This is a genomic window from Skermanella aerolata KACC 11604 (assembly GCF_000936425.1).
GTDB lineage: Bacteria > Pseudomonadota > Alphaproteobacteria > Azospirillales > Azospirillaceae > Skermanella > Skermanella aerolata.
Genome location: NZ_AVFK01000004.1, coordinates 39,095 through 57,786, shown reverse-complemented (window position 1 = coordinate 57,786; position 18,692 = coordinate 39,095). Strand labels below are relative to the sequence as shown.

Below are 18,692 nucleotides of genomic sequence, written 5' to 3'. Positions count from 1 at the left end.
GCCAAGAGGTAGAAGACAAAACGCGGCCCTCCATTGACGGGAGGACCGCATCTTATCACCGTAAGGGTTAACCCATAATAACCGGGGTTAGATCGCGTTCAGGTCCTCGCGGCGCCGGGTGCCGGACGAGCCGCCGATGGCGGCCGCGATGGCGCCCAGGAGCAGCGCTCCGAACCCGTAGATGGACGCCTGGGACACGGTGTCGGCCGTGACGTCGGCCGCCTGCCGGGCCGTCTGCTCCGCCTGCTGCGCGGTCTGTTCCGCCTGCTGGCGAAGCTGTTCGATCCGGGCGCGGGCATCCTCCTCGCTGATGCCGGACTGCTGGCTGACGATCTGGATCGCCCGCTGCTGCGCCTGATCGGCTTCCGGACCGCCCGCCACGATCTTCGGAGCCAGCGACACCAGCTCGCGCTGGGCTGCCTCGGGGCTCTGATTCGTCTGGTCGGCCGGACGCAGCAGTTCCTGGACCTGCTGCTGCACCTGCTCGGCCGACAGCCCGGTGGCGTTGGCGACCTGCGGTGCGGCATCGGCGACCGTGCTCGATATGCCGGAAACAGCGTTGCCGAACACGTTGAAGGCGCCGCCGATCACGCTGCCGATGGCCGAGGTCAGAAGCCAGAAGCTGACGACCAGCGCCAGCGCCCAGGTCAGCAGGCCATGGAGCACGCCGTCGGTCTTCTCCCACGCCCCGGCCAGACGGGCCGCGACATAACCGCCTATGACCAGCGCCACCAGGTAGCTGACCGCCCACCAGACCACGGCGCCGATGCTGAGCGTGCTGGCCTCGGGCGAACCGGCTGCCCCCTGTGCGGGATCGATCGTCGTCATCCCGATGCCGATCCCCAGCATGCTCAGCAGAAGCTGGATCGCCACCACCATGAGCACGCCGCCGATCACGGCGCCCCAGGAAATTCGCCGGTAAAGTCCCGGCTGCACCGCGACGGTGCCGCCCAGGTTACCCCTGTAGTTCCCAGTTCCGCCGGACGTATCGTAGACGCCCTCTCTAACCGGCCGATGTCCTGTCATCTCTAAAATATCCTCAGCTCTTGAGCGAAACGTTACGGAAACCCACTGCCTCAAGCCGCAGTGATGACAAAACATGTGAGTCGAGATAAGGTTACGCTTGCACGGTTGGGATGCAAACAGGACTGGCGAGAAGGAATACCACTGTCGCGCGCGCCAATCGTGATATTTGCGGCTTGCAACCGGCCGTGCGGCGGGACAGGGTTGGTGGACTTCAAAATACGGTCAGGGAGACCAGAAAATGCCGACAGGTACCGTCAAGTGGTTCAATGCGACCAAGGGATATGGCTTTATCCAGCCTGACCAGGGTGGACCGGACGTATTCGTTCACATCTCCGCCGTCGAGCGTTCGGGCATGAACGGCCTGAACGATGGCGACGCGGTTAGCTTCGACCTCGAGAACGACCCCCGCAAGGGCAAGACCTCGGCTGTCAACCTGAAGCGCGTCTAAGTCTGGCGCAATTCGGGACGGCCTTCAGGACAAGGATTGGGAGGCGGCCGTGAGGCTCCAGTCGTGGCGCAAGGGCGACATCCGTCGCGTCTGGCGTAATTACTCGACCGGCTTGGCCGCTTTCGTCCTCGCCGCCATTGTCGTGGTGGTGCTCGTGCTGACTACTCCCCTTTAGGGGAGCTTCAGGCCCCTGGCCGGGAGCGCCGACTATCTCGGTTCTCCCGGCGGTCGCCTGCTTACGTTAATCCGGTTCCTACATCGGCCAGAACATGCCGATCAGGAACGTGCCCAGGGTGATCACGATCACCGACAGCGGCAGGCCCAGTCGCCAGTAATCCCCGAACCGATATCCGCCCGGCCCCATCACCAGCGTATTGCACTGGTGACCGATCGGCGTGAGGAAATCGCAGGCGGCCCCGACCGCCACCGCCATCAGGAACGGATCGGGGTTGAGGCCGAGCTGGCCAGCCAGGCTGGCTCCGATCGGGGCCATCACCAGCACCGTCGCGGCGTTGTTGAGGAAAGGCGTGACGGCCATGGCGACCGTCAGGATCAGCGCCAGCGCTCCCATCGGCGGCAGCGCCCCGGCGGCGCCCGAAAGCCAACCCGCGATCAGGTCGGTGCCGCCGGTGGTGCGCAAGGCGTCGCTGACCGGGATCAGAGAACCGAGCAGGATCAGGATCGGCCAGTCGACCACCTCGTACGCCTCGCGCGGGGTCAGGACACGGGTCAGCAGAAGGATCACCGCCGCCCCGAAGAACGCTATAGTGACCGTCACCATCTGGAGCGCCACCAGCGCCATGGCGATGGCAAGCACCGTGATGGGCAAGTACAGGTGGCGTTTCCGCCCGAGGCTGACATTCCGCTCGGCCAGGGGCAGGCAGCCCAGTTCCGCCAGCGTGTCGGGCATGGCGTCCTTGTTGCCATGGAGTACCAGCAGGTCGCCCTGCTGGAACCGCACCCGGCGCAGGCGCTGGCTGACTCGGCGCCCGCGCCGGCTGAGGGCCAGCAGGTTGACGCCGAACCGTTCGCGCAGGCTGACTTGGGCGGCGGAATTGCCGATCAGTGGCGAGCCCTGGGTCACCACCGCCTCGACCATGCCGATCTCGCCGCGCCGGGCGGATGCGATCTCGCCCTCCTTCAGGCCGACCAGTTCCAGCTTGCCGTCAACCGTGATCTTTTCCAGCGCCTGGGCCTCGCCTTCCAGCACGAGGACGTCGCCGGCGAACAGGGTCCAGTGGCCCGAAGGCACGTAGCGGCGGAACCCCTCGCGAATGATGCCGACGACGGTCACCTCGGCTTCCGCCATGCTCTCCAGGTCGAACACGGTCTTGCCGACCAGCGGCGACTCAGGCGGCAGGCGGGCCTCGGTCGTGTAGTCCTCGATCGAGAACTGGGCGTCGCCCGCCGCTCCCGACCGTTCGGCGCGTGGCAGCAGCCGCCATCCGAAGGTCAGGAAGACGATGCCGACCACCGCCAGACCGATGCCGACCGGCGCGAAATCGAACATCGTGAACGGCTCACCCACGATGTCCTCGCGCATGCGCGACACGATGATGTTGGGAGAGGTGCCGACCAGCGTCGCCAGTCCGCCGAGCAGCGACCCGAAGGACAGGGGCATCAGCAGGCGGGAGGCCGGCTTGCCGGTCCGGCGCGAGATCTGGAACGCGATCGGCATGAAGATCGCCAGGGCGCCGATATTCTTCATGAAGGCCGACAGCACCGTCACGACGCTGACCAGGATGCCGACCTGCGAGCTGGTGGTCTTCATGTGCGGAATGAAAGGCCGCATCATCAGTTCGACGATGCCGGAGCGACCGACAGCGGCGCTGACCACCAGGGCCGACGCGACGATGATCACGATGTCGTCGCTGAATCCGGTGAAGGCCTTGTCGGGAGGGACGATGCCGCAGGCTATCGCCGCAAGCAGAGCGCCGAGCGCCACGACGTCGTAGCGGATCTTGTCCCAGATCAGCAACCCGACCATGACAATGACGATTGAGAAAGCCGCTATCTGGCTGAAAGTCATGGAGTGCCTTGACGGGTAGATCTGTGCAGCGCCGGTCGGACAACCGGCTGAGGAGCAACATCCGGTCGCGACCACGGTTCCAGCAAGGCTGCCCCGCAATCGCCATCGTCATGTCGCGTCCGGGATAGCCAGGATGCGAGAAAACCCGAATCTGGAATGCCGGTTTCCTGTTCTGATTTGCGATTCGCAATTCAGGAGGCAGCAGAAACCACGAATCCCCGCACTCCATCGGATTAACTCAGGTGGCACGGTCTATGCACAAAGGAGACAAACAATACTGCGTTAGTTTGGAGAGTCGTCAAATGCACTCGGACCTGATTGTATTCGGAGAGAACTGGGGACGGCAGCCGACGGGGGCCCATCACCTCGTCCGTCACCTCGGCACCGAGCGGAAGGTGGTCTGGGTGAACTCTCCCGTGCTGCGATGCTGCGCGAGCTGCCCCCGTGGCCAAGACCAGCCCTCGGACATGGGAGACTACCGGCCCGACCGCATCCTGGCGCCGCTGGCGCAGCACGTCTCCAGCAACACCGCATCGCGGGCGGACAACCAGCAACTGCTTGGACACCAGATCCGCACGGCGATGTCGATGCTGGAACTGCGCCGCCCGATCCTGCTGAGTTCGGTGCCGACCGCGATCGACGCCGTCGGGGAGATCGACGAGCACGCGGTCGTTTATTACTGCGACACCAACTTCACCCTGATGGCCGACGTCAGCTGTTGCTCCATCAAGGCGATGGAAGCCGAACTGGCGGTTCGAGCCGACCTCATCATCGCGGCGACGCCTGAACTGGCCCAGCGCTTTCCCTGCCACAGGACCGTGGTCATCGACCAGGACGACGAAGCGGACGGAAGCTGGACCGCCCGTGCCGCAACGGTCGGACGCCTGCTCGACCAACTCGCCTGAGCGGCCGGCAACGCCACGGAAGTCCTTGATGGCCGGGAACTCCCGCTGGAAGGACACCGTCGGGGTGCCGTCAGACACGCGGCAGGATCTCGACCGTTTCGCCGAGCGGGCGGCCATCCGCCAGCCAAAGAAGCGCCTTGCGGCCGAACATGGGCGTGCCGGGCACGGTCCGCCCCGCCTCCGCCAGCGCCTCGTTTGCCGTGACCTTGAAGAAGCTGACCGGTTCGGTCGTGAAGGCGATCCCTTCCTGCTGAAGGGAGCGGCCGAACGGCACCGTCGCGGAGGCCAGCCGCCCGAGCACGCCGTTGCCCAGTGCGCCGGTCAGGGCCCGCACTTCGGCGATCTCGACCGGCAATTCGCCGGTGCCGGCGACAAGGACGACGCGGCGCACCAGCACCGCGCCATCCGCCGTCACGCCGTGCCGCAAGACGAGAGCGCTCAGCATCCCGTTCCAGTGCGCCGACAGGGTCGCCGTCATCGACGCATTATGGTCCAGCAGCGCCCGGAAGGCCGAAGGCAGCGCCGACGAGGCTACTTCATCGAAGGACGACATTTCGAACGCGGACATGAGATCTGACATTTCGGGCAATCGATTTCCTGTCCGCTGACGGCCAAGCCTTGGCCGGCCCCCGTCCTAACCGGTGGCAGTCTTAGCCAGTCAGGGCGCTCTTCAGCAAGCCCGCCGCACCGCCGCCGCCACTGGAGTTGAGATATTCCATCACGACGGGAAGGAACTTGCCCGCCATGTCGGGCGACATGCCCAGGGACGAGAACGATCCGGCGAGCGGCGCCAGGGCTCCCAGCCCGCCGGCGGCACCGCCGCCGCCGACGCTGCCGAGCGCGCCGGTCGCCATCCCGGCCAGTCCGCCGCTGTCGGCCTGTCCCTTGGAAGAGGACGCGCTGGAGGCGGTTCCCATCAGGCCGTCGATGCCGGGAACCTGACTCTGGACCTGACCGAACTGCTCCGGCGCCATCCGCTGCTTCGCCAGATTGAACAGGGCGCCCGCACCACCTTCGGCCTGCGGCTTGGTGACGCCCAGCTGCGACGTCAGCGCATTGACCAGACCGCCCGCGTCGGCGGCATGGGCGCTGCCCGTCGGACCGCTGAACGCGGCCAGGGCGGTGAAGAGAAACAGAGCCAAGGCGTGGACGGGGAAGCCAGCCTTGAATGAGAAGATCGCCCGAAATGATGTGACATGCCGCATGGTATTTTGTTCTCCATTATGAAAGGCGTGCAATGCAACTCCGTGGAGCCGCGGCAGTGGCGGTGATGTGGGACAGGGTATGTGGACTTGCAACGTTTGCCCCAGGGTTTGTCCAGGAAGCGTCCAGTCCCCCGGCAGCATTACCCACTGGGTGCCCATCTCACGATAACAAGCGCCGAGACAGGAGTTCACGGAACAACAGCTATGCCGACTGTATTTTTGACTCTGGCGTTGATGCGGTGCACAAACACGCTTGGCGCCGTCAGGGAAATGATTGGATGCCACTAAAATGAATGACTTGCAGGAGGGTGGAGTTTTGAGCGAATGGAACCAGATCGGCGAATTGCAGGTTGCCGCCGAACTTCGTGAATTCATCGAAAAGGAAGCACTGCCGGGAACCGGGATCGAGCCGGACCGCCTGTGGAGTGCTCTGGACGCCATCCTCCACGATCTGGCGCCGCGCAACCGCGAACTCCTGAAAAAGCGTGACGACCTGCAAGCCAGGATCGACGCCTGGTACGGCGACCACCGCAGCCGCCCGATCGACCTGGAGGAGTACAAGAGCTTCCTGCGCGAGATCGGCTACCTGCTGCCCGAAGGCGAGGACTTCCAGGTATCGACCGCCAATGTCGATCCGGAAATCTCGACCATCGCCGGCCCGCAGCTCGTCGTCCCCGTCATGAACGCGCGCTATGCCCTGAACGCCGCCAACGCGCGCTGGGGCAGCCTGTACGACGCGCTCTACGGGACGGACGCCATCCCGTCCGACGACGAGAAGACCCCTGTCGGCGGCTACGATCCGCACCGGGGCGCCAAGGTCATCGCCTACGCCCGTCAGGTCCTGGACGATGCGGCGCCGCTGGTCGAGGGATCCCACGCCGATGCGGCGGGCTATTCCATCGCGGACGGCAAGCTGTCGGTCACGCTGAAGGGCGGCGGCACCACGACGCTCCGCGATGCCGCCAAGCTGGCCGGCTATCAGGGCGGCGCCACATCGCCGACCGCGATCCTGCTGGCCAACCACGGCCTGCACCTAGAGATCCGGTTCGACCGCGAACACTTCATCGGCAAGGACGACGCCGCCGGCATTTCCGACGTCGTCGCGGAATCGGCCCTGACCACGATCATGGACTGCGAGGACAGCGTCGCCGCCGTCGATGCCGAGGACAAGGTCACGATCTACCGCAACTGGCTCGGCCTGATGAACGGCAAGCTCACCGCCACCCTGGAAAAGGGCGGCAAGCGGATCGAGCGCCGGCTGAACCCCGACCGCACCTATACGACGCCGGACGGCGGCACGCTCACCCTGCCCGGCCGCAGCCTGATGCTGGTCCGCAACGTCGGCCACCTGATGACGATCGACGCGGTCAAGCTCAAGGATGGCAGCGAGGCGCCGGAAGGCATCCTGGATGCGCTGTTCACGACCCTGATAGCACTGCACGACCTGAAGAAGGGTGAAGGCGACCTGCGCAACAGCCGCACCGGCTCGCTCTACATCGTCAAGCCGAAGATGCACGGTCCGGAGGAAGTCGCCTTCGCGAACGAGCTGTTCGGCCGCGTCGAAGACGCGCTCGGCCTTGCCCGCTACACGATCAAGATGGGCATCATGGACGAGGAGCGCCGGACGACGGTGAACCTGAAGGAGTGCATCCGGGCCGCCAAGGACCGGGTCGCCTTCATCAACACCGGGTTCCTCGACCGCACCGGCGACGAGATCCACACCGCCATGGAAGCCGGCGCCGTGCTGCGCAAGGGCGACATGAAGGGTTCGGCCTGGATCAAGGCGTACGAGGACAGCAACGTCGATACCGGACTGGCGACCGGCCTGAAGGGCCGCGCCCAGATCGGCAAGGGCATGTGGGCGATGCCCGACCGCATGGCCGAGATGCTGAAGACCAAGATCGGCCACCCGCAGGCCGGCGCCAACACCGCCTGGGTCCCCTCGCCGACCGCCGCCACTCTCCACGCCCTGCACTACCATCAGGTCGACGTGGCCGCCCGGCAGGAAGAGCTGAAGGGCCAGAAGCGCGGCAAGCTGGACGATATCCTGACGATCCCGCTGGCCGACCGGCCGAACTGGGCGCCGGATGCCGTTCAGCAGGAGCTGGACAACAATGCGCAGGGCATCCTGGGCTACGTCGTCCGCTGGATCGATCAGGGCGTCGGCTGCTCCAAGGTGCCGGACATCGACAATGTCGGCCTGATGGAAGACCGCGCGACGCTACGCATCTCCAGCCAGCACATCGCCAACTGGGTGCGCCACGGCATCGCGTCGGAGGAGCAGGTGGTCGAGACGATGAAGCGCATGGCCGCCGTGGTCGACCGCCAGAACGCCGACGATCCGCAGTACAAGGCGATGGCAGCCGATTTCGACGGCAGCATCGCCTTCCAGGCGGCGCTGGACCTCGTGCTGAAGGGCCGCGAGCAGCCCAACGGCTACACCGAACCCGTCCTGCACCGCCGCCGCCGCGAATTAAAGCAGAAGCTGGCGGGGTAACAGCGGAATATCCGGGAGAGTGCAGGCCGCCGGAGTCTGTTTCAGCGGGCTCCGGCGGGTTCGGACATCTCCCTTGCGGACTCGAACAAGTCTGCAAGCAGGTCAAGTTTTTCACTTACCTCCGACGGAATGGCGCTGGCATCCACGAACTTCACCATCCGATGCAGCTCTCCTTTTTTCAGGAGCATCGGTTCATGGAGCTTGTCCCTCAGCCGGCGGAAGAATTCCTCGGCGAACGTGCTCAGCTTCAGCCGCGCGGTCCGTGCTTCCCAAACCAGACGCGCCGCATCGGTTGGCGAGTTCTTCCAGGTCTGAAAGTCGGCCGGTATGGAATCGAAGATTTTCTCGAGCACGAGCCGGTCGAGAACGCTTTCTATTTCCGGCCGGTAGGCGCCGAAAAGCTCCAGATCCTGAAATTGCTCCATGGCGTAGCGGCGCAAAAGATCGGGCGTGATGAAATAGTTCTCCGCCTCGTAGCGCCGCCAATAGACGACCTTCAGCGGGCCATCGATTTCATTGCGCCGATCTCTCCCATCGTTGTCGAGTATCGCCAATCCCCGAAGGCCGGGGAGCATGCCGCGTAACGCGCCAAAGTGCTCCCGAGGCAGGATGCCGAAACCGCCCTCGACCCGTTCCAGCTCGCTTTCCTGGCTTACCAGGGGGTAATTGTCCTGCACATAGAAGGAATTCACCCGATCATCCCATTCTTGGGCCACCGGGTGATCGATTCGTTCGGCCAAGGCACGCAGCATGTCGATGTCGGTACCGCCCTCGACATACAGGACATACCCGCGCTCCCGTGCCCTGACATAATGATCGGCGCCGAAATGTTTCAGGCAGTTGCGGATCGACGTCCTCTTGGCCAGATCGTCGGCCTTGCCGTTCAGCAATAAGGTCAGGTTGCTCTCGAGCGCTTCATCCAGGATGACCTCCGAATGAGTCACCATGACGACCTGGGAGTCGTTCTCGGTAGCGATGTCGCGCAGCAAGACATAGACCTGCTTCTGACGCAGGATTTCCAGATGCGCATCGGGTTCGTCGATCAGCAGCACGCTTCGCTTATGGGAAAACAGGTACGCGAAGATCAGCAGCATCTGCTGAAAGCCGCGTCCCGATGAAGCGACATCGAGCAGATCCTTCGCGCCCGGCTGCTTGTAGTGCAGCTCGATGGCGCCGCGCGCGGTTTCCGTCGGTGTCCCAAGAGACACGCCGAACAGGCGGTTCATCAGTTTTACAACGCGATCCCAATCCTGCGGATGGTCCTTCGCGACGATCAGACACAAGTTCCGCAGCACTTGGGCGGTTTGCCCCTGACCGAGCAGCAGATCGATACGTCCCGGCTGGAGGATCGGTTCCTCCGTCTCCAGGCCTGACATGGGATAGAGCAGTTCCACGCTGATAGACGCGGCATGCTTGATCAGGTCGAGGTTCCCGATGACCGCTTTGTCCGGAGAGCAGTAGACCAGCTCGTCCCCCCGATTGCTGAAAAGCATGCTCAGCGGAATGACTTCCCCTTTGAACTGAACGCCGACCGTAATCGTCAGGGGAATATACTTGCTGCCTGCGCGTACGATCGTGTTGTGCCAGAAGGATTGAGTCTTCTTGACCGGAACAGCCACGATGTTCAGCCTGTTGAGAGCTGTAGCCGTCCGCTCCTTCGCCACCGAGTCGCGACGCTGGTCATACCAGTTCTTCACCGCCTGCGACCACAATGCCAGCGCTTGGATCGCACTCGTCTTGCCGCAATTGTTCGGCCCGATCAACACGGTGGGATGATCGAGTTCAATCCGCTGCTTCTCGCCAAACGTCTTGAAGTTCTCGATCTCGAGGAAATGCAGCAGACGCATCGATCAGGGCTCCAGACTCGGCGAGGCATTCCTTGGATCATATCCGACGGGACGGGGAGCCCCTCGGTTTGATGCTCCATGGCCGATGGGATTGCAATGGAGATCGCCACATCGAGCGCTGGGCATCCCGCGCCAGTTCGGGGTCAGACGTTAGAAACAGGGAACGCCACCCCCTAAGGTCCGTTGAGGGCATGCGCAGCCATTCAGGGGACAGAGGAACATGACTGGCAAGCTCGATTGCCTGATCGTCGGCGGCGGACCCGGCGGGTTGACGGCGGCAATATATCTGGCCCGTTTCCGGCGCACCGTGCTGGTGGTCGACGAGGCCAAGAGCCGGTGCGCCTGGATACCGACGTCTCACAATCATGCGGGCTTCATGAACGGCATCAACGGTCTGGACCTGCTCGACCGGATGCGCTGCCAGGCGGCACAGTACGGTGCCCGCATCGAGACCGGCTCGATCAAGTCGCTGCGGTGCATCGATCAGGGCGGCTTCGTCGCCACGACCGAAGCGGGCGGGGCGCTGGCTGCGGAAACCGTCATCCTGGCGACGGGCGTGATCGACGACCAGCCGCGCCTGCCCGACCTGTTCGACGCCGTCCAGCGCGGCCTGATCCGGGTATGCCCGATCTGCGACGCCTATGAGGTGATCGACAAGAAGGTCGCGGTGATCGGCCATGGCCGCGACGCCATGGGCGAGGTCCTGTTCATTCGCGGCTACACCGCCGACCTGACCCTGCTGACCCTCGGCACCCCGATGAACCTGACCGCGGAGGACAGGAACAAGCTTTCCGAACTCGGCATCCGCACGGTCGAGGAGCAGGTCGAGCGGGTGACCGAGGAAGACGGCAGGATCACCAAGGTCGTCCTGAAGAGCGGCGAGGAACTGTCGTTCGACACGCTCTATTCGGCGCTCGGCACCCTGGCCCGCTCGACGCTTGCCGCCCAGGTCGGCGCCGACATGAACGACCAGGGACGGGTGATCGTGGACAGCCACTGCCTGACATCGGTTCCCGGCTTCTATGCCGCCGGGGACATCGTCGAAGGCCTGAACCAGATCTCCGTCGCCATGGGCCAAGCCGCCATGGCCGCGACAGCCGTCCACAACCAGCTCCGCCGCCGCGAAGGCATGATCCCGCCCGACAGCGCCGTTCCCCCGGCCGATCCGGAGCCGATCCAAACTCCCAAGACCACGCTGGCGGCCTGCACCCAGCCGCCGGAAGCAGGAGTGGGAGAGTAGCCGCAACTCACCCCCCTGCCCCTCTGGTCAGCGCCTAGCTTGGGCGCTACGCTGACAGCCGACCAGCCTTGATGGCGGAAACAGAGCGGCGGACCATGACTTCCTGCGACTTCCTGATTATCGGCGGCGGCATCGCCGGAGCCTCGGCGGCGTTCGAACTGGCGGCGTTCGGCAGCGTCGTGCTGGTGGAGCGGGAGAGTCAGCCTGGGTATCACTCGACCGGGCGCTCCGCCGCCCTCTATACGGAAACCTATGGCAATCAGGCGATCCGTGCCCTGACCGTCGGCAGCCGCGCCTTCTACGACGGGGTCGCTGGGGCGGGTTTCTCCGAACACCCGGTGCTGACTCCGCGCGGCGTCTTGCTGATCGGGCGGGACGACCAGCGCGCCGCGCTCGACCACGCTTTCCAGGCGGGAAGCGTGCTCACCCCGAGCGTGCGGGTGCTGACGGCTGCCGAGACGCTGAGGATGGCGCCCATGCTGCGCCCCGACTATGTCGCCGGAGCGGTATGGGAACCGGACGCGATGGATATGGACGTCCATGCGATCCATCACGGCTACCTGAGGGGCCTGCGCGCCCGTGGCGGACGGATCGCGACCGATGCGGAACTCCTGGGCCTAACCCGCCGCGACGGGCTCTGGCACACCGAAACCCGCGCGGGGTCATATTCCGCACCCTGGGTCGTCAATGCGGCCGGCGCCTGGGCCGATACCGTAGCGGCACTGGCGGGTCTGGCCCCCATAGGCCTCGTCCCGAAGCGCCGGACGGCGATTACCTTCGACCCGGTATTCGATCCAGAACGGACCAGTCCAGGACAGGCCGGCATGCCCCACTGGCCAATGGTCTGCGACGTGGACGAGACGTTCTACTTCAAGCCCGAGGGCGGACGCCTGTTGGCATCCCCCGCCGACGAGACGCCGTCGGAGCCCTGCGATGCGCAGGCGGAGGAACTGGACGTCGCCTTGACGGTTGACCGGATCGAACAAGCCTGTTTGTTCTCGATTCGCCGGATCAGCCACCGGTGGGCCGGCCTGCGTACCTTCGCGCCGGACAAGACACCGGTGGTCGGACCCGATTCGCGGTCGGAGGGTTTCTTCTGGCTGGCGGGTCAGGGAGGTTACGGTATCCAGACCGCCCCTGCCATGGCGAGGACTGCGGCCGGGCTGCTGACCTCCGGCAAAATCCCGGAGGATCTGACCGCCCTTGGCGTCAGCGCGGAGGATCTTGCGCCCGGGCGGCTGAGGGCAGACTGAATGACGAGGCCGCTGCGAAGCGGCCCTGGAACGAAGAGGCCGCGAAGCGGTCCTGAACGAGGTACCGGAAGATGAACGACACGGCGAACCGTCATCGCTCGACCATCCATTCACGCATCGGCGGGCCGGTCCTGCTGGGAGCCGCCGTCATCGTCCTGGCATCCTGCGCCAATCCCAGGGCCGATGAGGCTCTGTTCGCCCAGCAGGCCTTCGTCGGCATGCCCAAGCAGACGCTTCTATCCTGTGCCGGCGTACCGGAGCGCAGCACTTCGGTCGACAACCTGGAATACTTTACCTACACCAGCACCCGCACGGTCTCCTATCAGAGCTATACGCCTTTCATGGGGCCAGGGCGGTTCTACGGCTATGGCTACGGCTATCCTTATTACGGCGGCTATGCGCCAACCTACGACATCAGGAACTACAGTTGCCAAGCGACGTTCACGCTGCGGAACGGCAAGGTCGAAAGACTGGTCTACGGCGGGCCTGAAGGTATCGGTCCCAGCCAGCTGGCACAGTGCCAGACGATCGTGGAGGCTTGCCTCGCCCTGGTGCCGCAGCAGACCCCCGCCCTCTCGTCTCCGGCGGCTTCCTTGCCGACGGCACCGGCCGCTTCGGTGCCCGCCCGTTAGCGTTCCTCCAACAATTTCGGGTTCCTGACAACTGCGACTTGCACTCAGCCCATCGGATGGTCCTATCATGTAGAGGTGACCCCGATTGGCCTGATGCGGCCATGATCGTCACTCAACGATAGCGGTCCGGCCGCATGAACGGGACGGGCCGCCTTGATACCAAGGAGGAGCAAGTCCCATGCATGTCGCAGCAGTCATCAAGCGCAAGGGGTCGGGCGTCATTTCCATCACGCCCGACCACACCATCGCCGACGCCACCAAACTGCTGACCGAGAACCGCATCGGCGCCATCCTGGTGATGGACGGCGGCGAGGGTATCCGGGGCATCATCTCCGAACGGGACATCATCCGGGCGCTCGCCAAGCATGGCGCGGATGCGCTTAGCCACACGGTCGGCTCGCTGATGACCCGCGAGGTCCAGCAGTGCTCGCCCAACGATACCATCGCGGAAGTCATGACGACGATGACCACGCGGCGATTCCGCCACCTTCCCGTTGTGGACGGCGGCAAGTTGCTGGGCATGATCAGCATCGGCGACGTGGTCAAGCAGCGGCTGGACGACACCGAACTGGAAGTGGAAACCCTGCGCGGCTACGTCACCGGCCAGGGCTGACCGGATAGCCCGTCTCCTCCCGCTACCCCTGTCGCTCTCGCCGGTCTCTGATCGGTGGGCGGAGCGCCGGATATCCGTGCGCTCCCTCCGCCCTTAAAAAACGCCCCCACGCCCAGCGCATCCAGCTCAAGAGACCAGTTGACGTTTACGTAAACTGTATGTACCCGTTTCAGTCGAAGCCGCCATTACTGGTCAAAAAACAGGCGGAATGAAGAGCATCCTTGGGAGGTAATGATCCATGAAGCGTTTCGGCGACGTTTCCAGACCCTTAGCCGCGTCTGCCAGTCCCTTTGCCAGCCGCTTGGCCGTCACGTCTGTTCTGGCGCTGCTGGCCGGCGCGCAGCCGGCAAGCGCGGCCGGCTTCTATATCAAGGAGCAAAGCGTTACCGGACTGGGCCGGGCCTTCGCCGGCGAATCGGCCATGGCGGAAGACGCCAGCACGATCTTCTTCAATCCCGCCGGCATGACCCGGCTCCAGGGACCGGAAGCGACGGCCGGCGCCCATCTGCTGGTGCCCCGCGCCGATCTGGAGAACAGGGGTTCGTCGGCGTCGGTCCGGACACCGGCCGGCGCCGTGACCCGTCCGATCGGCGGCAGCGACGGCGGCAATCCCTACGATCCGACGCCTGTCCCCAACGCCTATTTCGCCTATCCGCTGATGGACCGCGATCTGTGGGTCGGGCTTGGCGTCTCGGCGCCGTTCGGTCTGGCGAACAAGTACAATGCCGACTGGTTCGGCCGCTACGACTCGATCGAGACCGATCTCCTGACGATCGATATCGCCCCCAGCGTCGCCTACAAGGTGCTCGATTGGGTGTCGATCGGCGGCGGCATCGACATCCAGTACGCCGACGCCAAGCTGACCAACGCCATCTTCGCCGGCACCGGCCCGGACATCATCTCCAACGTCGAGGGCGACGATTGGGCCGTGGGCTACAATGTCGGCATCCTGTTCGAGCCGCTCCCGACCACGCGGGTCGGCATCCATTACCGGTCCAAGATCGACCACACGCTGGAAGGCGACGTCAAGCTGAACCGGGCCGGCACCTCGCTCAGCAACCTGCCGGGCTCCGCCGACCTGGATCTGCCCGATATCATCGCGGTCGGTTTCGCCCATGACGTGACGCCTGCCCTGACGGTCATGGCGGAGTACAACTGGTACGGCTGGAGCAGCTTCAAGGAGATCCGGGTCAAGCGTTCCGGCCTGGCGGACCAGGTGGTTACACAGAACTACCAGGACACCTTCTCCGTCGCGCTCGGCGCGCAGTACAAGGTTGACGACGCCTGGACGGTGCGCGGCGGTTTCCAGTACGACGAGACCCCCACCGTGGATGGCTTCCGGTCTACCCGTACGCCGGACGGCGACCGGTACTGGCTGAGCGCCGGATTGTCCTACGACGTGTCGGACAGCTTCACGGTGGATGTCGCCTATACCCACGTCTTTATCGACGATGCCGACGTGAACACGAGCCAGACCGGGGCGGCAGCGGCGCTGTCCACCAATACCCGCGCCATGTCCGAGGGCAGCGTCGACATCTTTGCGGCCGCTCTACGCTATAAGTTCTAAGCTTTCGGATCTTCGAGACTCACCTGAATATTATACGACTACTATGAGGAGCGACGCGGCGGAGGTATCGGCGTGTCGCTCCCGTGATGACCGACGGAACGCGGATTTCGCCATCAAGTATTAGAACACCTTTCGGTTTCCAAATACTGCAATCGATGTGAAAGGATCGATCTCAAGTTGAAGATTTAGACAAATCCTTAATGGAGGTCGAGGTGCCCGTGTTGGACTCGGTTCTTGGCAAAACACTCCCATTCAATATTCATTGGCAATTGGTGAAACAGACCCCGCACCTGACGCTCAGCAAGCAGCAGGCCGAAACGTTCTGGGAACAGGGACACCTAAGCATTCCGGAATTCATCGATCCTGCGGAAGTCGACGAGATCGAGCGCATCTTCCGGCACCTGTTCGACGTCCGGGCGGGCTGGAAGGAAGGCCATTTCTACGACATGGCAGGTTCCGAACAGAACGGCGACTTCAAGCTGCCGCAAATGCTTCATCTCACAAAATACGCTCCCGAACTTCTGCGGACCAGTTTCTGGGCCAATGCCGACGCGCTCGCCCGGCAACTGCTTGGGCCGACCGCGCATTTCTCCTTCGACCACGGGATCAACAAGCCGGTGCGTCCCGATTCGCAGACGCCCTGGCATCAGGACCAGGCCTTCCACCGCGCCGGCAGCCGGATCGAGAACATCACGGTCTGGCTCCCCCTTCAGGAGGTCAGCCCCGACAACGGCTGCCTGAAGTTCATCCCCGGCAGCCACCTGACCGGCATGCTCCAGCACCGCAACTACCAGAACGACCAGCGGATCGAGGGCCTGGAAGCGATAGACGTCGACAACGACGAAGCGGTCTTCGCACCGCTGCCCAAGGGCGGCGTCTCGATCCATCACAGCCGCACCCTTCACGCGGCCGGCCCCAACCTGTCGCGTGGTCCCCGTAAGGTCTATTCGCTGGTGTTCGCGGTCGAGATGGACGAAGTCGTGGTGCCGGTCGACTACGATTGGAACAGCCACAAGCCTACCGCCCGACTTCAGCGGCAGCAGGCCTTCGACAGCAAGCTGACCAGCAGGGTCCAGCGCTCGATCAAGAAGGTGCTTTCCACGACGCTGCACAGCGTCGTCGGCTAGCGTCGGACGGCGGTCTATAAGACTAATTTCCGACAGGACCCCTGGGCCGAAGTTTTCGGAGTAATACCAGGAGCCGAAGAGTTTGACCGGCGGTCGGCAAGTGTTGGGCCACGGCCCAACCTACAGGCTCCTGCTTCGTAGCTTGGGCCGTGGCCCAACAAACACCGTCCATACAGGTCAATGTCTTCAGTCCCTGGTATAACTGCACGCTTCTGCTTTCAAACGCCTAAGTAACTTTATGTCGCAATAGATGTTAATGAAATTAATCAAGGTTAAGACGGAGCATTCATCATGGGATCGGTCGTTCGCGGCTTTCCGTTTCTGCGGCTGCTGGATATCGGCCGGCGGCACGGGAGCATTACGATAGCCGAACTAAACCGGCTGCTGCCGATAGACGGTCCGGAAGCCGCCGAATCGGGACATGCGCGCGACGCCTTGCGCAACCGGGGCGTCGCCATCGTCCTGAGCCGATCCAGTTCATCGGGCGAGGGATTCCATCTGCTGAACGACGACAGGATCGTATACCCGCGATAGAGCGGCGGGAAAGCTCCGGAGATACCTCCGCTGGGCCGGCCCCGGCGAGGCGTGGCGGCCTTAAGCTCCACGGTTCCCGATCCATCTCCAGGAGCGATGTCCATGCAGTTTCCGTTACAGGCAGCGCCTCGTGCGTCAGTGCTCGTTGTATCCATGGTGGCCTCGCTCCTTTCGGCATCCGGTCTGGCGCAGGCTCAGGGCGTAACACCCTACGACACCTTCCGGGATGCCTCGGGCGCACCCGCTTATTCCAGCAATCTCACCACATTGCCGGATGACCGCGACCTGCTCGGTCCCGGTTCGGCCCCTCTTCTGACGATGAGCGACCCGTTCAGCGAGCGCGTCAGGCCGGCACGCGGCTACGGCGAGATCGGCGATCCCGACGCGGACTATTTCGAAGCGCAGGCCGACCTGACTCGCCAGAAAGCCCAGTCGCTGCAAGCCCTGGACGATCAGAGGCGTGCGCGGTGACCCCACGATATGGAATAGATGACGGCGTGCTTGCCATAATCGCTGAAAAAATGCGCAAGCGACCCTATATAGGAGCGAGAACCATCCTGGCAGGCACCACAGAAACAGGTCATGACCCAGAACAATAAATCCCGGCGCAGCCGGACGGTCGTCGTTCTCGCAGCCCTCCTGTCCATCGCCGCCACGACCGCGGTCGATGCGCGCGCCGGCAAAGGCAGCAGCATGGGCAGCCGTGGCAGCAGGACATACGACGCCCCAGCCACGACCAACACGGCGCCGGGCACCGCAGCCCCGATGCAGCGCTCCGCCACCGAACAGCCGTCGGCGGCGCGTCCGGGGGCCCCGGGTGCCGGCATGCAGCAGCAAGCTCCCGCCCGGCGTGGCTTCTTCGGCGGGCTGGCGGGCGGCCTTCTGGGCGCCGGCCTGTTCGGCATGCTCCTGGGCGGTGGGTTATTCGGCGGTCTGGGTGGCATCGCCTCGATCATCGGCTTGCTGCTCCAGATCGCCCTGATCGGCGGACTGATCTGGCTGGCGGTGCGCTTCTTCCAGCGCCGCAACCAGCCCGCCATGGCGGGCGCCGGCGGTCCAATGAACCGTGGCCCGCTCAACGGCGGTCCACTCAACCGCGAACAGGGTCCCGCCGGCTACGGCAGGACCGGCGGCGGCGGAGCCGCAGCGGCCTCCCGCACCGTCAAGACGCCGAAGGGCGTCGATGGCGTCGGAATCGGTCCTGCCGATTACGAAGCGTTCGAAAAGCTGCTGCGCGAGATCCAGACCGCCTATGGTCGTGAGGACAAGGCGGCGATCCGGTCTCTGACGACGCCGGAAATGGCCGGCTACTTCGCGCAGGAACTGGACGACAACGCCGCGCGCGGCGTCGTCAACCGGATCGAGGACGTGAAACTGCTTCAGGGCGACCTGGCCGAGTCGTGGCGCGAAGGCGCGGTCGATTACGCCACCGTGGCCCTGCGTTACGGACTGGTGGACTATACGGTCAACAAGGCGGACGAACAGGTGGTCGACGGCGACCGCACGAAGCCGTCGGAAGGCGTCGAGATCTGGACCTTCCAGCGTCCTGCCGGCGGCGGCTGGGTACTCTCCGCCATCCAGCAGTCCTGATGCGATCCTGGGCTTGAAGCCATGGACGCCACCCGGCGACGCTTCGCCGGGTGGCGTCCAGCCAGATCAGGGCGTCCGATTCGGGCTGGGTCATGACCGTGGCTCCCCTGCTTCGATCAAGCATTGTTTTGAAGCCGCCGATCCGATCCATCAAAACATCTTGAGGTATTCGCGCACTC

The 18,692-nt window shown here is 64.2% G+C and carries 18 protein-coding genes; 13 read left to right on the top strand and 5 right to left on the bottom strand.

Going from position 1 to position 18,692, the window contains the following annotated elements; all coding sequences use genetic code 11:
- Positions 1-87: 87 nt before the first annotated feature.
- The gene (locus N826_RS06900) at positions 88-1,026 is read right to left on the bottom strand and encodes a hypothetical protein (protein ID WP_147040224.1); all 939 of its coding nucleotides are present in this window, start codon (positions 1,024-1,026) and stop codon (positions 88-90) included.
- Between the two features lie 238 nt (positions 1,027-1,264).
- Here N826_RS06900 and N826_RS06895 point away from each other — a divergent pair, with 238 nt between their 5' ends.
- Complete coding sequence (locus tag N826_RS06895) at positions 1,265-1,474, top strand: cold-shock protein (RefSeq protein WP_044427023.1); 210 nt, start codon at positions 1,265-1,267, stop codon at positions 1,472-1,474.
- Between the two features lie 49 nt (positions 1,475-1,523).
- Complete coding sequence (locus tag N826_RS45685) at positions 1,524-1,649, top strand: hypothetical protein (protein ID WP_280178429.1); 126 nt, start codon at positions 1,524-1,526, stop codon at positions 1,647-1,649.
- A gap of 78 nt (positions 1,650-1,727) precedes the next feature.
- Here the strand turns inward: N826_RS45685 and N826_RS06890 are convergent, their stop codons facing one another.
- Positions 1,728-3,503, bottom strand: coding sequence for an SLC13 family permease (locus N826_RS06890; protein WP_044427021.1), 1,776 nt, complete (start codon positions 3,501-3,503; stop codon positions 1,728-1,730).
- A gap of 302 nt (positions 3,504-3,805) precedes the next feature.
- On the opposite strand from N826_RS06890, the gene N826_RS06885 reads away from it, so the two are divergent.
- On the top strand, positions 3,806-4,408 hold the full coding sequence (locus N826_RS06885) for a glycosyltransferase family protein (protein ID WP_044427019.1): 603 nt from the start codon (positions 3,806-3,808) through the stop codon (positions 4,406-4,408).
- A gap of 70 nt (positions 4,409-4,478) precedes the next feature.
- Here the strand turns inward: N826_RS06885 and N826_RS06880 are convergent, their stop codons facing one another.
- Both N826_RS06880 and N826_RS44145 read right to left on the bottom strand, forming a co-directional pair.
- A complete protein-coding gene (locus N826_RS06880; protein ID WP_044427018.1) occupies positions 4,479-4,976 on the bottom strand; it encodes a hypothetical protein in 498 nt (165 codons plus the stop codon).
- A gap of 82 nt (positions 4,977-5,058) precedes the next feature.
- A complete protein-coding gene (locus N826_RS44145; RefSeq protein WP_052830892.1) occupies positions 5,059-5,613 on the bottom strand; it encodes a DUF2780 domain-containing protein in 555 nt (184 codons plus the stop codon).
- Between the two features lie 289 nt (positions 5,614-5,902).
- On the opposite strand from N826_RS44145, the gene N826_RS06870 reads away from it, so the two are divergent.
- Entirely contained in the window at positions 5,903-8,110 is a 2,208-nt protein-coding gene (locus N826_RS06870) for a malate synthase G (RefSeq protein WP_244619453.1), read from the top strand.
- 41 nt (positions 8,111-8,151) lie between these two features.
- On the opposite strand, the gene N826_RS06865 is transcribed toward N826_RS06870, so the two are convergent.
- Positions 8,152-9,957 (bottom strand): ATP-dependent nuclease, encoded by a 1,806-nt coding sequence (locus N826_RS06865; RefSeq protein WP_044427016.1) that lies wholly within the window; start codon positions 9,955-9,957, stop codon positions 8,152-8,154.
- Positions 9,958-10,177: 220 nt separating this feature from the next.
- On the opposite strand from N826_RS06865, the gene N826_RS06860 reads away from it, so the two are divergent.
- From N826_RS06860 to N826_RS06820, 9 genes are all read left to right on the top strand, one after another.
- Positions 10,178-11,197 carry an NAD(P)/FAD-dependent oxidoreductase gene (locus N826_RS06860; protein WP_063772213.1) on the top strand — a complete coding sequence of 340 codons (1,020 nt, stop codon included), beginning with the start codon at positions 10,178-10,180 and terminating at the stop codon, positions 11,195-11,197.
- Positions 11,198-11,292: 95 nt separating this feature from the next.
- Positions 11,293-12,450 carry an NAD(P)/FAD-dependent oxidoreductase gene (locus N826_RS06855; protein ID WP_044427014.1) on the top strand — a complete coding sequence of 386 codons (1,158 nt, stop codon included), beginning with the start codon at positions 11,293-11,295 and terminating at the stop codon, positions 12,448-12,450.
- A gap of 71 nt (positions 12,451-12,521) precedes the next feature.
- Complete coding sequence (locus N826_RS39735) at positions 12,522-13,082, top strand: hypothetical protein (RefSeq protein ID WP_063772212.1); 561 nt, start codon at positions 12,522-12,524, stop codon at positions 13,080-13,082.
- Between the two features lie 178 nt (positions 13,083-13,260).
- On the top strand, positions 13,261-13,695 hold the full coding sequence (locus N826_RS06845) for a CBS domain-containing protein (RefSeq protein ID WP_044427012.1): 435 nt from the start codon (positions 13,261-13,263) through the stop codon (positions 13,693-13,695).
- A 238-nt stretch (positions 13,696-13,933) separates the two neighbouring features.
- Positions 13,934-15,262, top strand: a complete 1,329-nt coding sequence (locus tag N826_RS06840; protein WP_052830891.1) for an OmpP1/FadL family transporter — start codon at positions 13,934-13,936, stop codon at positions 15,260-15,262.
- A gap of 272 nt (positions 15,263-15,534) precedes the next feature.
- Positions 15,535-16,389, top strand: a complete 855-nt coding sequence (locus tag N826_RS06835) for a phytanoyl-CoA dioxygenase family protein (RefSeq protein ID WP_169789296.1) — start codon at positions 15,535-15,537, stop codon at positions 16,387-16,389.
- Positions 16,390-16,680: 291 nt separating this feature from the next.
- On the top strand, positions 16,681-16,923 hold the full coding sequence (locus N826_RS06830) for a hypothetical protein (RefSeq protein WP_044427009.1): 243 nt from the start codon (positions 16,681-16,683) through the stop codon (positions 16,921-16,923).
- 153 nt (positions 16,924-17,076) lie between these two features.
- A complete protein-coding gene (locus N826_RS06825) occupies positions 17,077-17,394 on the top strand; it encodes a hypothetical protein (protein ID WP_044427005.1) in 318 nt (105 codons plus the stop codon).
- Between the two features lie 111 nt (positions 17,395-17,505).
- A complete protein-coding gene (locus tag N826_RS06820; protein ID WP_044427002.1) occupies positions 17,506-18,513 on the top strand; it encodes a Tim44 domain-containing protein in 1,008 nt (335 codons plus the stop codon).
- Positions 18,514-18,692: the final 179 nt, after the last annotated feature.

What these genes read in the sequence shown, in the direction of transcription:
- N826_RS06900 (WP_147040224.1), bottom strand. Translation starts at nt 1,026, where the DNA reads ATGACAGGACATCGGCCGGTTAGAGAGGGCGTCTACGATACGTCCGGC.
- N826_RS06895 (WP_044427023.1), top strand. Translation starts at nt 1,265, where the DNA reads ATGCCGACAGGTACCGTCAAGTGGTTCAATGCGACCAAGGGATATGGC.
- N826_RS06890 (WP_044427021.1), bottom strand. Translation starts at nt 3,503, where the DNA reads ATGACTTTCAGCCAGATAGCGGCTTTCTCAATCGTCATTGTCATGGTC.
- N826_RS06885 (WP_044427019.1), top strand. Translation starts at nt 3,806, where the DNA reads ATGCACTCGGACCTGATTGTATTCGGAGAGAACTGGGGACGGCAGCCG.
- N826_RS06880 (WP_044427018.1), bottom strand. Translation starts at nt 4,976, where the DNA reads ATGTCCGCGTTCGAAATGTCGTCCTTCGATGAAGTAGCCTCGTCGGCG.
- N826_RS44145 (WP_052830892.1), bottom strand. Translation starts at nt 5,613, where the DNA reads ATGCGGCATGTCACATCATTTCGGGCGATCTTCTCATTCAAGGCTGGC.
- N826_RS06870 (WP_244619453.1), top strand. Translation starts at nt 5,903, where the DNA reads ATGAATGACTTGCAGGAGGGTGGAGTTTTGAGCGAATGGAACCAGATC.
- N826_RS06865 (WP_044427016.1), bottom strand. Translation starts at nt 9,957, where the DNA reads ATGCGTCTGCTGCATTTCCTCGAGATCGAGAACTTCAAGACGTTTGGC.
- N826_RS06860 (WP_063772213.1), top strand. Translation starts at nt 10,178, where the DNA reads ATGACTGGCAAGCTCGATTGCCTGATCGTCGGCGGCGGACCCGGCGGG.
- N826_RS06855 (WP_044427014.1), top strand. Translation starts at nt 11,293, where the DNA reads ATGACTTCCTGCGACTTCCTGATTATCGGCGGCGGCATCGCCGGAGCC.
- N826_RS39735 (WP_063772212.1), top strand. Translation starts at nt 12,522, where the DNA reads ATGAACGACACGGCGAACCGTCATCGCTCGACCATCCATTCACGCATC.
- N826_RS06845 (WP_044427012.1), top strand. Translation starts at nt 13,261, where the DNA reads ATGCATGTCGCAGCAGTCATCAAGCGCAAGGGGTCGGGCGTCATTTCC.
- N826_RS06840 (WP_052830891.1), top strand. Translation starts at nt 13,934, where the DNA reads ATGAAGCGTTTCGGCGACGTTTCCAGACCCTTAGCCGCGTCTGCCAGT.
- N826_RS06830 (WP_044427009.1), top strand. Translation starts at nt 16,681, where the DNA reads ATGGGATCGGTCGTTCGCGGCTTTCCGTTTCTGCGGCTGCTGGATATC.
- N826_RS06825 (WP_044427005.1), top strand. Translation starts at nt 17,077, where the DNA reads ATGGTGGCCTCGCTCCTTTCGGCATCCGGTCTGGCGCAGGCTCAGGGC.
- N826_RS06820 (WP_044427002.1), top strand. Translation starts at nt 17,506, where the DNA reads ATGACCCAGAACAATAAATCCCGGCGCAGCCGGACGGTCGTCGTTCTC.